The sequence below is a fragment of the Paenibacillus maysiensis genome (assembly GCF_000520815.1).
Taxonomy (GTDB): Bacteria; Bacillota; Bacilli; order Paenibacillales; family Paenibacillaceae; genus Paenibacillus; species Paenibacillus maysiensis.
In genome coordinates, this window is sequence record NZ_ASRY01000097.1 from 1 (window position 1) to 13,331 (window position 13,331).

General features: G+C 49.7%; 9 protein-coding genes. 2 read left to right on the forward strand and 7 right to left on the reverse strand.

What is annotated here, in order from left to right; all coding sequences use genetic code 11:
• Positions 1 to 246: 246 nt before the first annotated feature.
• On the forward strand, positions 247 to 1,485 hold the full coding sequence (locus L696_RS0106620) for an NAD(P)/FAD-dependent oxidoreductase (protein ID WP_025682947.1): 1,239 nt from the start codon (positions 247 to 249) through the stop codon (positions 1,483 to 1,485).
• An 83-nt stretch (positions 1,486 to 1,568) separates the two neighbouring features.
• On the opposite strand, the gene L696_RS0106625 is transcribed toward L696_RS0106620, so the two are convergent.
• From L696_RS0106625 to L696_RS0106640, 4 genes are all read right to left on the reverse strand, one after another.
• Positions 1,569 to 2,822 carry an MFS transporter gene (locus tag L696_RS0106625; protein ID WP_025682948.1) on the reverse strand — a complete coding sequence of 418 codons (1,254 nt, stop codon included), beginning with the start codon at positions 2,820 to 2,822 and terminating at the stop codon, positions 1,569 to 1,571.
• Between the two features lie 114 nt (positions 2,823 to 2,936).
• Entirely contained in the window at positions 2,937 to 3,686 is a 750-nt protein-coding gene (locus L696_RS0106630) for a hypothetical protein (RefSeq protein WP_025682949.1), read from the reverse strand.
• A 54-nt stretch (positions 3,687 to 3,740) separates the two neighbouring features.
• The gene (locus L696_RS0106635) at positions 3,741 to 4,154 is read right to left on the reverse strand and encodes a DUF350 domain-containing protein (protein ID WP_007429540.1); all 414 of its coding nucleotides are present in this window, start codon (positions 4,152 to 4,154) and stop codon (positions 3,741 to 3,743) included.
• Positions 4,155 to 4,215: 61 nt separating this feature from the next.
• Complete coding sequence (locus L696_RS0106640; protein ID WP_025682950.1) at positions 4,216 to 6,585, reverse strand: endonuclease MutS2; 2,370 nt, start codon at positions 6,583 to 6,585, stop codon at positions 4,216 to 4,218.
• Between the two features lie 151 nt (positions 6,586 to 6,736).
• On the opposite strand from L696_RS0106640, the gene L696_RS0106645 reads away from it, so the two are divergent.
• On the forward strand, positions 6,737 to 7,096 hold the full coding sequence (locus L696_RS0106645; RefSeq protein WP_025682951.1) for a phage holin family protein: 360 nt from the start codon (positions 6,737 to 6,739) through the stop codon (positions 7,094 to 7,096).
• 152 nt (positions 7,097 to 7,248) lie between these two features.
• Here the strand turns inward: L696_RS0106645 and L696_RS0106650 are convergent, their stop codons facing one another.
• From L696_RS0106650 to pheS, 3 genes are all read right to left on the reverse strand, one after another.
• Positions 7,249 to 9,273, reverse strand: coding sequence for a cell division protein ZapA (locus L696_RS0106650; RefSeq protein ID WP_025682952.1), 2,025 nt, complete (start codon positions 9,271 to 9,273; stop codon positions 7,249 to 7,251).
• A 208-nt stretch (positions 9,274 to 9,481) separates the two neighbouring features.
• Positions 9,482 to 11,929 (reverse strand): phenylalanine--tRNA ligase subunit beta, encoded by a 2,448-nt coding sequence (gene pheT / locus L696_RS0106655; protein WP_025682953.1) that lies wholly within the window; start codon positions 11,927 to 11,929, stop codon positions 9,482 to 9,484.
• A 28-nt stretch (positions 11,930 to 11,957) separates the two neighbouring features.
• Positions 11,958 to 12,989, reverse strand: a complete 1,032-nt coding sequence (gene pheS / locus L696_RS0106660; protein ID WP_273041806.1) for a phenylalanine--tRNA ligase subunit alpha — start codon at positions 12,987 to 12,989, stop codon at positions 11,958 to 11,960.
• Positions 12,990 to 13,331: the final 342 nt, after the last annotated feature.

Sequence of the window (13,331 nt, forward strand, 5' to 3'; positions counted from 1 at the left end):
AGATTGTATAAAACATTTAGAGGTAAGAATTCCATGGCAAAGGCGAACGCTGTCGCTTCTTCAGATTCAAATGAATCGCTTCGCTGCGTCGGCAGGAACGCCCACCACTAAGGCGCCAAGATCTCGATAAGACTCCCCTTTGGCGTGGGAAGTGAAAGGTATTAAAATATGAGAAGCCTGATGGCTTCTCGGAACTACTGTAAATAACTACACACACACTGGATATTGCTTATAGGGAGTTTTGTTATGGAATTGATTAGTGGAAATACGTATTGGCCTAGTATTCTGGAGCAGAAACTGGATTTTCCTCCTTTAACAGAAGATTTGACTTGTGATGTGCTTATCGTCGGCGGTGGGATGGGTGGAGCGCTCTGTGCCTGGCTGCTAGGGGAGCGAAAGGTAGATACGGTCGTGATTGATAAGCGCAAACTGGCGCATGGAAGTTCTTCGGCCAATACCGGATTGCTGAAATATAGCAACGATAAGACGCTGACCTCTTTTATCAACACCTTTGGTGAGGCTAATGGGGTACTGTTTTATCGGATGTGCAAGGATGCGCTGGATCAGTTGGAAAAGCTGGCTGGCACAGTGGACCTCGACCCGTCCTTTATCCGCCGCAGCAGCCTGTATTATGCGAGTACACCCGAGGATGTGTCGGTGCTCCAAAAAGAGTTCGAACAGCTAACCCGCTTTGGATTCCCGGTGGAATATTGGGGTGAGCAACAGGTGGCTGCTCGTTTTCCTTTTCGTAAACCGGCTGCGCTGTATACACACGAAGATGCTGAGGTGAATCCGTTTCGTTTTGTACAGGGACTCCTGCAATCCGCCAGTCGTCTTGGTGTACGCTTATATGAGCATACCGAAGCGAAGCATTTTGAATTTGGCGACAATGAGGTCGTTTGTCATACCAGCGGTGGAACCATTCGGGCGAAAAAGGTTGTTTTTGCGGCAGGCTATGAGTCCCAGGAAATTAAAAAGGATCGTGGAGCCATACTGGAAAGCTCTTATGCGATTGCCACTAATCCAGTTGGAGATTCAGCCATGTGGCATGAGCAATGTCTGATCTGGGAAACCGCCCGTCCTTATCTGTATATACGCTCCACCACGGAAGGACGCGTGATTATCGGAGGGCTGGATGAACCTGTACTCGTCCCGGACCAACGTGAAGTCAGACTGTTGCACCAACAGAAAAAGCTGCTGCAAGCATTACAGGAGCATTTTCCGGATATACCCTTCAAGATTGATTATGCATGGGCAGCCGTCTTTGGCTCCTCCCATGATGGCTTACCGTATATTGGCCCGCACCCGCGCTTTCCGAACTGCTACTTTTTGGAGGGCTACGGGGGAAACGGTTCAGTTACCAGCATGATGGCTGCACAGCTATTGGCTGATGAACTGACGGGCACACACCGACCTGAGATGGAGCTTTTTTCACTAACACGTACCACCAAGCCTTCACCCGAAATCACGGAGCCGCTGGCTTAATAAATACGAAATACGAAGTACGAAAGAGCCTCCAATTCCCATTTTCGTGGATTTGGAGGCTCTTTTTTTGAATATATTTCAAGCTACTCGGTTTGCCTGTGCCAGCGTCGTGCCTTGGACTGAGACTTGCTCTGTTTCGTTGTTTGCTCCTTCTTTAGCACATTACGCATAAATACCCATCCCGCCACGGGCATTAATGCAAGTCCAATCAACAGCCAGATCATGGCTATAGGTGCCTTGCTCATACTCAACACACCCAGAAAGATAAGCATTCCTGTCAATCGACCTACCATCAGACACAACTCGCGTAGTACGACCAGTTCGACCCTTTTATTTACATCCTTTTCACTAACCCCCATCAAGTCAAAGCTCGCAGAGATCATCGGGATTAAATATAATGGCAAAAACAAGGCGGTCCCGATGCCCATAATCAGCAGCGTGCTATACTCCATACGCCACAGTAACGGCACAAGCGCAATCACCAGCAGCGAGGCACCCAACAGCATGCCAACCGAGCGATAATGTGGCTTGAGCCATTTGCCAACAGCCCAAAAGCTGAAAAATGAAACTGCGGATGTAATAAGCGAAAACTGCGCCAGCTTCCACTCCTGCTGAGTAGCGACGTACACAAGCAGCGTAATCAGGAAGGCAAAAACGCCTTCACGAATGCCCTGTGTAACAAGCGACAACGACAATGGCCGCCACATACTTCCTTTTTGCGACAAACGCTGCTTGGGCTCCAGCCAATTGTAACTTCCTGTCGTCTTACGCTTGCGAAGAAAGAAACTCAGCACTACCCCTACCACATAAAGTGCTAAAGAGATGCTAAATATCACGCGGTATCCCGCATCATCCTCCATACGGGCGATAATCCAGCCGGACAGCCAGGGACCAACAATACCCGAAAACGAGCCCAGCAGGCCCACCCATCCGTTAAAATGATCCCGGCTTACCCGATCTGTGACCTCAAAAAAAATCACATTAAAAGCTAGCCAAAACAAACCCAACGCTGCACCCAATAGCATCCCTAACGGCCATATGTAGTTTACAGCCTGCGATCCCGTATATAAAACCACCAGATAAAATAATCCGGACAACGCGGTCCCTACGCGCAGAGCATTCATTTTGTTATGCTCCTTGACCCATTTTCCAGCCACCCAGACCATGATTCCCAGCGCAATTTGCTGACTAACATTAAACCAGCCAATCATCGCGTAATCCTGCCTGCTTTTCCACAGATATACGTTAAGAAAAGTACCTGACAAAGCTGCCGCAAACACAAACAATCCATTCAGGCTTAGCAGCAGAATGGATTGTCCGTTCAGGTTTGATTTCAATGAATTTCCCCCTAACCGAAAATCACCATTCAGCTCCTTTTAACTTAGCTTGCTTCAGAGCTTCTTCGGCTTAAGATGCCCGAATTCAACTTGGGCTTATCCGGGGGAATATAATTAATTGTTGGAAATACCACTCAGCTTCTCCAACAAACGCAATCGGTCATCCTCTGACAACGTCTGCTGAACATGGAAGCAGCTTGGACATACATATACATTTAAGACAAACGGTAAATCCAGAACAGGTCTTCCGAGCGCAGGAGACATCGACGGTACAAAGCCTTCTTCGGTCACGGTTTGCGAACCTGCATGCAGCATGTATTCACCGCATTGGGAGCATTCAAGAACCTCATCTTGTCTGTCGAGTATTTGTTCAGCGCCTTGTTCATAAGCCATTAGATCCGCACCGCTTTCTTCAAATTTTTGCAGGGTATGCAGCACAGGCAGCTTGTGAAGCTCGTTGTCCTGCAACAATGGAGCGTCAGCCGGCTTTTCAACTACGACTTCATCCTCTGCTTCATATAAAATATCCTGCTCATCCTCATCCCCAAGCTGAATGCTCAACGTACGATAGCCCTTGAGGTCTTCCTTCCCAGGGGAAGGCGCTGCTTGACCCACAGAAGTCGCATCATCATGGCTGTGTTCGTGGTCATGTGCATGAGTATGCATGTGTTCACTTTCTCCATGTCGGTGCTCATCCGTATGCCCATGAACATGTGCAGAAGCAGACTCCGTTTCATCTTCATCATCGGTGATATCCGAATACCCTTTCAGGTCATTATGGCAATAAGGGCACTCTTCTTCAGGTCCCAATTCTTCATCCCAAATAATTTCCATGTTACACCATGGACAAATGGTCATTTCCAAGCTTCATCATCCTTCCGTTCCATGCGTATACCAAGCTCTAGTATACAGGATGTGTCAAGTTACACTGGCACCAATCACATAAGATAACGATATCGAGATAATCATGGAGAACAAGCCGACAGCGCGGTTGTCCTCCTTAATTTCCTGATCGATTGAAAATACCGGTGTCAGAAACTCAAACAGAAAGTACGCCGCAAGCAGCAGTAAAAAGCCGACGAACGACCAAATCATCGTATCGTACACGCTGGATTTGGCTTCCATCGCAAAGCGGAGCACGTTGCAAATACCGAACATTTTCCCGCCCGTAGCCATCGCTACTGAAATATTGCCGCGTTTGATCTCTTCCCAGCATTTATACCGGGTTACCAGCTCAAAGCATGACAAAAATACAATCAGCTCCAGCACCGCCACCGAGAAATAGCCCAGCATCATTCCTAACGGATGTGACAGCAATTCATCAATCGCCATCTTCACTTTGTCCCTCCCGTTCTACAAAGCATTCCCGACCGAATGGCCGGTAACCCGTAGCTCATTCCAATTCAGCAACCGTCACGCCTGTGCCGCCTTCATTGTAATTTCCGATACGGTAGCTTTTCACATGCTTATGCTTGCGAAGGTACTCCTGAATACCGGTCCGAAGAACCCCTGTTCCCTTGCCATGAATAATGTGTACCTGCCCCAGATTGGCCAAAAATGCTTCATCCATGAAGCGATCTACCTCCATCAGCGCTTCCTCCACGTTCGCACCGCGCAGATCAAGCTCATTTCGCACATTTTCATCCCGTGTTCGCTTAATGCCAGTTACCGGCTTCTGGACTCTCGGTGCCGTTGTTTGGGCGGGTTGCAGCAGCTCCAGATCGTCCAGACTGACCTTCATTTTCATGATTCCCAGTTGCACCACGGCTTCCTTGCTACCGGACAGTTCCACCACATGGCCTTTTTTATTCAGACTGTGAACGGATACCTCATCGCCAGCTACGATAGAACGTGTACGTACAGCGGCCGGGCGCTTGACTGCGCTTTTCTTACGCTGTTTCGGTTCCGCTTCATCCAGCTCTCTGCGGGCTGCAATCAGCCTGTGCTCCTTAACAGAGGCTCCTTCTTCCTGAGCCAACTTACGCAGATCAGCAATGATTATCTCCGCTTCACTGCGAGCTTTGTCCACGAGACCTCTTGCTTCGTCCGCAGCCTTTTCCAGCATACGATCCCGCTGTGCTTCCAGCTTATCCAGCTCATTCTGGTGACGGGTGCGCAGTTCTTCCATCTCACCACGCAATTGCTCCGCCTTTTCCCGCTCCTGCTCGGCTGTCAGACGATTCTGTTCCAGTGACGCAATCATATGCTCTACGCGCTGATCTTCTTCCGTCACCTCACCGCGGGCATAATCCAAAATACGGCCCGGCAATCCCAAGCGCTCAGCAATGGCAAAAGCGTTACTTCGACCGGGCACACCCACGAGAAGACGGTATGTCGGGCTTAATGTAGCAACATCGAACTCCATGCTCGCATTAATGATTCCTTTGCGCTCATAAGCATAAGCTTTCAATTCGCTATAGTGAGTCGTCGCAACCATACGGCAACCCAAAGCATGCATATGCTCCAGAATGGATACAGCCAAAGCCGAGCCTTCCGCAGGATCGGTTCCTGCACCTACCTCGTCAAGCAGCACAAGGCTTTTCGGCGTCATATTTTTCAGGATGCTGATAATGTTGGTCATATGACTGGAAAAGGTACTCAGGTTTTGCTCAATGCTTTGCTCGTCACCAATATCTGCATAGATCGCGTCAAATACGCACAGTTGGCTTTCGTCCTCTACAGGCACAAAAAGTCCCGACATCGCCATCAGACTAAGCAAGCCGATGGTTTTCAGCGTAACGGTTTTTCCCCCTGTATTCGGTCCGGTTACGATAATGGAGGTATACGAATTGCCCAGCTCCACATCAATCGGAACGACCTGCTCCAACGGAATAAGAGGGTGTCTGCCTTTTTTCAGCTTCAAGTAACCCCGATCATTCATCAAAGGCAAGGTTGCCTTCATCTCACGAGCGAGACGAGCTTTGGCGAAAATAAAATCAAGCGTCCCCAAAACATCTACATCATATAGCAGCATATCCGCTTGTTCTGCGACAAGTGCGGTCAGCTTTTGTAAAATCACTTCGATTTCGCGTTCTTCTCTCAACCGTGTTTCCCGCAGCTTGTTGTTCATGGCCACGATGGATTCAGGCTCGATAAACAGCGTTGCACCGGACCCGGATTGATCATGCACAATTCCGCCAAAATAAGAACGATACTCGGCTTTAACCGGAATTACAAAACGGTCTCCACGGATCGTAATCAACTGATCCTGAAGCATTTTGGATACGGTGGAGGAACGAATCATGGAATCGAGCTTTTCTCGAATACGCACTTCACCCGAGCGCAGCTCTCTGCGGATTTGTGAAAGCTCTGTACTGGCAGAATCCAGCACCTCTGCATTTTCGTCGATACAGCCTTTAATCGAGTTTTCCAGACCTCTCTGTTCTGAAAGCTGCTCACTCCAATACAGCAGTGTTTCAACTGGATTTTCCTCATGCAAACTTGCCACGTACACCTGTACACGGCGCGCAGCCTGAACTGTTGTCCGAATGCCAAGCAGCTCCTGCGGACTCAGTGTTCCCCCGATACGGGCGCGCTTGACCGCTGGAGTAATATCCACGACTCCGTTAAACGAGGGTACTCCTTTAAGTCGATCGGCAGCATAGGCCTCATCCGTGCCTGTCAGCAATTTCTTGATATGCTCCAAATCATCGCTGGGCTGTAACCGCTGGGCTGTCTGCTGACCAATCGCGGTTTGAGCATAGTGACTTAGTTTATTTAAAATTTTTTGATATTCTAGGGTTTTGAATATTTTAGAGTCCAACTTCACTACTCCTTTCACTTATATCTATATTATAACGAAAGCCGCGCACTTACGCTATTTGCCAACTCTGCTTACACATAAGAAAGCCGTTTATGCCACACAATACCTTTGTATAACCCTGTACATTCAAAAAAACAAAGGAGGTTATTCCGTGAGCATTCTCGGGCACATTGTGCGTTTCATCGTTGCCGCTTTGGTTCTGATGGTCGTAAGCTGGATCGTTCCCGGCTTTAGTGTAGGCGGCTTTTGGAGCGCGCTGATCCTTGCCATTGTCATTGCCTTGATCGGTTACATCATTGAGGCTATGTTTGGCCGACGCGTTTCACCATTCGGACGCGGTATCGTAGGCTTTCTGGTGAGCGCTCTGGTTATCTGGATCGCTCAATATGTCGTGACCCATGTCAGTGTTTCCGTTCTGGGCGCATTGCTCGCTGCATTGGTTATCGGGATTATCGACCTCTTCATTCCGGTATCGACACCGTTTGAAGCCGGCCGCAAGAGCGAGAAATAATTTGGGTTCACATTTCCGACAAGGTTGTTCCACAGCAGATTTCTTCTGCCGATGGACAGCCTTTTGTCATCTACAGAACCGAACAGAATACAGCATACAAATAATCCCCGGCGATAAGCAGCCGGGGATTGCATTGCATGTATAATCCGTATCTACTGATCCTGTTCGATTAATTCAATCCACTCATTGTACTCGGATTGAAGCTTGGTATACTCTTCTTGCAATTGACGTAATTCCATCGATATCTTCTCCGTATTTTCCCGATCCACATCCTGCTGAACCTGTAAAAGACGAAGCTGATGAGCCGCCAGTTCATACTTCTGACCGACTTCCTCCAGCTCGGACTGTAAAGCCATCCGTTCCTGATCTACAGATTGCCGTTCAGCCTTCGCCGCCTCGGCAGCTTCAACGGCCAGACGAATTTCCTCTTGAAGCTGTTCCTTTTGTTCAACTGTTACGGCTATTTCCCGTTCCCACGAAGCAAATTCTTTCTTGCGGGCAGCATCTTCGGCTTCCAAACGTTCCGCTTCGGCCTTCAACTGCTCATATTTAAGCTGCCATTCCAGTGATTCTTCTTCAGCACGCTCCAGTTCCTTCCGCCGTTCGCTATCTTCACGCTGGAGCTGCTTGATATTCTGTCCCAGTTGCTCTGCCCGGCTCTTCATGCTTCCATACTGCTCCTGAAGTGTTTTGTAAGCCTTTGTTCCCTCTTGCTCACGCAGGATTACCTTCTCCAGCTCGTCCTGAACCCGAATCAACTCAGGTGAAAGCTCCTTGATTCTCGCTTCCAACTGCAACAAACGTTGCTGCTGCGCAGCAAATTTATGGTTTACAGCTTCAACCTCAGCCATGGCATGCTGTAATTGCTCCTGTACAGCCTCCTTCTGTTCACGTACTTCCAGTATCGAAAGCTCCAGCTGATCTACTGCGAGCTGGCGTTCCTCTGCAAGCTTCTGCCAAGACTTCTCGCTTTCCGCCAGTGTAGCCAACTCACTTTGCAGTTTGCGGGAGGACACATGCGCCTGTTCCAGCAACTTCTGCATCCGGCGCTGTTCTTCCTCCAGCTTGGCCGCCTGCTGCTGCGTTGCCTTGGCTTTTGCCGCCAATTCATCGTAACGGCTTTGCAGCTCTTCACGCGCAAGTGTATCCGCCTGCTCTCGCTCTGTTGCAGCCAGTCGCTGTGCTTCCAGCGTAGACTCCAGCTCGGATTGCTGTTTCTTCAAAGCTGCAACCTGCTCTTGCGCCTCTCCCAGACGGGAAGACAGCTCTGTACTGCCTGCTTGTACCTGCTCCAATTGCTCTTGAAGCTCCTCGATTCGAATTTCCTGCTCCAGTGCAGCTTCCTCGGCCCGTTTCTCCGCTTCCTGATGCTGAAGCTTTTCTTCATTCAACGCCAATTCCGCCTGTTTACGCTCCTGCTCCAGCTGCTCGTTTAGCTCAGACCACTTGCCCTGCCATTCGGTGACCTTCCGGCTATGCTCCTGCTGCAAAGCAGAACGCAGCTTGTCCAGCTCTGTACGCTGACGCTCCTGATGAGCCTTCTCCGCAGCCGACAGCTGGGCTTCCGCCTGCTTGACCGCTTCGGCCAGCTCCTTCTTGGTTTGCTCCTCCATCTGGCGGATACGGGCATTTGCCGCCTCCTGCTGCTCTTTCAGCTTACGGGAAGCTTCCTGACGGGACTCCTCCAATTGACGTTCAGCCTGCTTTTGTCCATTTTCGAGTTCTGCTGATTTTTTCTCCTGCTGTTCCAGCTTCGCCTTTAATTCGGCAATTTCCCTGGCTGATGCGGATTCGGTCTCCCTCCATTTTTTCAGAACCGTTTCCTTCTCTTCCTTCAATTGGGCAAAAGACTGCTGCATATCCGTATTTTTTTGCTGCTGTTCTCCAAGAGCCGTCTGAAGTTGAGCCAGTTCGCCCCGAAGCTCCGCCCGCTCCCCGGCCAACCGGTTCATATGACTCTGAATTTCCTGAATTTGTACAGCTTCTTCTGCCATATGAACCGCAGCCAGCACGGCAATTCGGGGCATATCAAGACGCGAATGAGCCTGAGAAATGCTATGCATGCGTTCATCCACGTAATTGGCAACCTGCTTCATATAATCGGTATTACTGCCGACGAGTTTATAAGAAGTACCGTAGATCTCTACAGTGACGCGAGTACGATCTGGTGTAGTCACAATTATGCCCTCCTTCAATACTACTGTATGTTGATTCTAAGTTGTGTCCGGTACTATGGTAACCCGCTCTTCGTGAAGCGTTCAACCCCATTAGTCCGGTTTCCCCGCAGCGGGTGAATATCAGAGTAGAGAGCTTCAATGATGATAGGCCAAAAAGCCGTATCGAACCTCTGTCACTAAGATTCGATACGGCTCCCCGCATTTCCTGCTACTTTCTCAATTCCGCTTCAAAAGTTTGTTCCAGAGACGTCACGACAGGAATATGCGCCGCATTAATCTCTTCATCCGTCAGCGTATGCTCCCAATGACGGTAGGTCAGGGAGATAGCTACACTCTTCTTGTCTTCGCCAAGCTTGCTACCTGTAAATACATCAAACACCCGTGCATCCTGTAATAGCTCTCCGCCCGCCGCATGAATCACACGCAGCAGTTCGCCTGCTTCTACGTCCTTATCCACCACAAGGGCAATGTCGCGTTCCACGGACGGGAAGCGAGCCAGCTCTCTGAACTGAATGTGGCTGTTAGCGTGTTCGATCACCTGTTGCAACGCAATTTCCGCTATATACGTATCATTCAGCCCATAAGATTGTTGCAGCTCTGGATGGATCTGCCCGATGGTACCGATTCGTTGGGAGGTCCCATTCACATCCAGCCATACCGAGGCGGAACGGCCCGGATGATAGCTTTGCGGCTGGTCAGCCACATAACGGATGCTTGCATCCAATCCAAAATAGTCAAATACCGTTTCCAGCGCGCCTTTAATATCAAAGAAATCGACCTTCTCAGCACCGATATTCCATTGTTTTTCACGGCGTACGCCAGTCAGCAGCAGACTAAGCACTTGAATTTCCTGAGGCTGGCGGGTCAGCGTTTGTTCCGCGGTATAAAATACAGTTCCTATTTCGAAAATCGCCAGATTTTCCTGCTTCCGGTTCATGTTATACACTGCTGTATCCAGCATTTGCGGAATAATGCTTGTACGCAGCACACTGCGGTCTTCGCTCATAGGCATCGCCAAGCGTACAGGATGGCTTCCCTCTGTCAGCGCATTAAACAAACCTGCACTATCCGGATGCACAAACGAGTAACTAATCGTCTCTTGCCAACCGCCATGGGCCAGCAATTTACGCAGCGAACGGCGCAGTGATTGCGATGCTGTCAAAGCACCCGGCGTCGTCGGTCCTTCAATCGGTGTCGTCGGAATGTTGTCGTAACCATATAGACGGGCCACCTCTTCAATCAAATCCACATCTATGGTAATATCTCCACGGCGTGTAGGTACTTCAACTTCCAGTACCCCTTGCTCTGCGTCGCCACATCCGAAATGAAGTCTGCCGAAAATCGTTTTCACCTCAAGCAGCGACAGTTCCGTCCCCAAATATCGGTTTATTTTATCTAACGACAGCTTAATAATGCGTTTCTCGGCCTTCGCAGAAGCAGATTCCACGATTCCTTGATGCACAGTGCCTCCTGCATAACGCTGAATCAGCGCTGCCGCACGGTTCACTGCAGGTACAACAGCACCCGGATCAACCTCTTTTTCAAAACGCAGGCTTGCTTCGGATCGAAGTCCAAGCTGACGGGACGTTTTGCGAACCGTACCGCCGTCAAACTTTGCGGATTCCAGCGCAATGCTGACCGTCGCATCCGTAACTTCAGAATTGGCTCCGCCCATCACCCCTGCCAGCGCAATCGGCTTCACGCCGTCTGTAATCAGCAGCATATGTGGCTCCAGCTTGCGCTCCTGATCGTCCAGCGTAACCAATGTTTCGCCTGCACGAGCGAGACGTACTTCTATGTTGCCATTTTCCAGCTTATCCGCATCAAAAGCATGCAACGGCTGACCGTATTCCAGCATGACATAGTTCGTAATATCCACGATGTTATTGATTGGACGAACACCCGCCGCCATCAGGCGGTTTTGAATCCACAGCGGAGAAGCCCCCACTTTTACACCCGTGATATATCGAGCCGCATAGTGCGTGCACAGTTCAGGTGTATCCACCTTTACCGACAGATGATCTGCCGCCGCATCGCTGATTTCCACCAAATCCTTAGCCGGTTCAGCCAGCGAAATGTCACGCCCCAGAATCGCGCTCACTTCATAAGCCGCACCATGCATACTCAAGCAATCCGAACGGTTTGGTGTCAGATCAAAATCCAGCACCTGATCATCCAGCGCCAGCAGCTTCGTAATCGGCGTACCGATTTCAGCATCCTCAGGCAGTACGAGAATACCTTCTTGCAGCTCTTTGGGCAGCAGCTTGTCATTCATGCCCAGTTCCTTCGCCGAGCAGATCATACCCATGGATACAACACCACGCAGCTTGGCCTTTTTAATCTGAAAATCTCCCGGCAGCTTCGCGCCCACGATGGCAACAGGAACCTTTTGCCCTGCATCCACGTTTTTGGCGCCACACACGATTTGCAAATCTTCCTCTTGTCCCGCATCGACGATACACACATTCAGCTTATCCGCATCAGGGTGTTTTTCCTTGCTTTTGACATAGCCGACCACGACGCCTGTAATCCCTTTGTTGCGATGTTCGACCTCATCAATTTCAATGCCCGAACGGGTGATTTTCTCAGCCAGATCCTCCGCGCTCACCTGATCCAGCGATACATACTCGGATAGCCAATCGAATGATACTTTCATATGGGTTCACTTCCCTCGATATAGTTGTTTATTGACGCGCAAACTGCTTCAAGAATGACAGGTCGCTGTTATAAAAATGACGAATATCGTCAATTCCGTATTTCAAAATGGCAATCCGCTCTACACCCATACCGAATGCAAAACCGCTATATACCTCGGGATCAAAACCGCCCATTTCCAGTACTTTCGGATGCACCATGCCACAGCCCAAAATTTCGATCCATACGCGCTCGCCATTTTTCTTTACAAAAGTCACGTCTACCTCAGCACTCGGCTCTGTGAACGGAAAGAAGCTTGGACGCAGACGGATTTCGGTCGATTCCCCGAACATTTCGCGTGCGAATTGCAGCAAGGTTCCCTTCAGATCACTCATGCGAATGTCTTTTCCAATCACAAGCCCTTCAATTTGGTGGAATTGGAAAGAATGCGTAGCATCGTCATCATCACGTCGGAAAACCGTACCCGGACAAATGACCTTAATCGGCGTCTCGCCCTTCATCGCCTCCATTGCGCGAATCTGAACGGGTGACGTATGGGTACGCATCAACAGATCCTCGGTCAGATAAAACGAATCCTGCATATCCCGCGCCGGGTGATTCTTAGGGAGGTTCAACGCTTCAAAGTTATAATAATCTGTCTCTGCCTGTGGACCCTCCGCAACCCGGTAACCCATACCAGTAAAAATGTCCTCAATCTGCTCAATTACTTTATTAAGCGGGTGCAGCCCACCTTGCGGCAATGTGCGTCCAGGCAGCGTAACGTCGATCTTTTCCGCTTGCAGACGCTCATTCGTCTCCGCTTTCGTGAACTCATCCTGTTTACGGTTGACGACTTCTTCAATCGCCTCGCGAACTTCATTGGCTACCTGTCCGACAACCGGACGCTCTTCCGCGCTCAGCTTGCCCATACCGCGCAAAATTTCAGTCAGCGCACCCTTTTTACCCGAATATTTAACCCGCAGATCGGCCAGCTCTTTGGGCGTTGCCACCTTCTCCAATACTTCCAGTGCTTCTTCCTTCAAGGCCAGCAAATGTTCCTTCATTTGGATGGTTTCGCTCATCGCCTGTTCAGTCCCCTTTCTTCATATCCAGCTTTTCAGACAACAAAAAAAGGTCTTTTCTCCCGGTAAAGGGACGAAAAGACCGTGGTACCACCCTCGTTAGACAATCCTGCTCAGCTCATCCCGCGCTTTGTCTTTCGACAATTTCTGCCATTCGACAGTACAGGTTTATACATGCTTTGCATGATCATCTCGCTCTGCACGTTGTAACGGTCGTGAATCGGTATCCCCTACTTGCCCGCTTGCCATCTACAGATGGCGCATACGTGGTTCAAGGAACTGCTCCGGAGCGAACTTCAACAGCCTTGTTTTGCAGAAACGCTCTCAATCCTACGGCGCTTC

Coding starts and splice junctions, on each gene's coding strand:
- L696_RS0106620 (WP_025682947.1), top strand. CDS start 247: ATGGAATTGATTAGTGGAAATACGTATTGGCCTAGTATTCTGGAGCAG.
- L696_RS0106635 (WP_007429540.1), bottom strand. CDS start 4,154: ATGGCGATTGATGAATTGCTGTCACATCCGTTAGGAATGATGCTGGGC.
- pheT (WP_025682953.1), bottom strand. CDS start 11,929: ATGAAAGTATCATTCGATTGGCTATCCGAGTATGTATCGCTGGATCAG.
- pheS (WP_273041806.1), bottom strand. CDS start 12,989: ATGAGCGAAACCATCCAAATGAAGGAACATTTGCTGGCCTTGAAGGAA.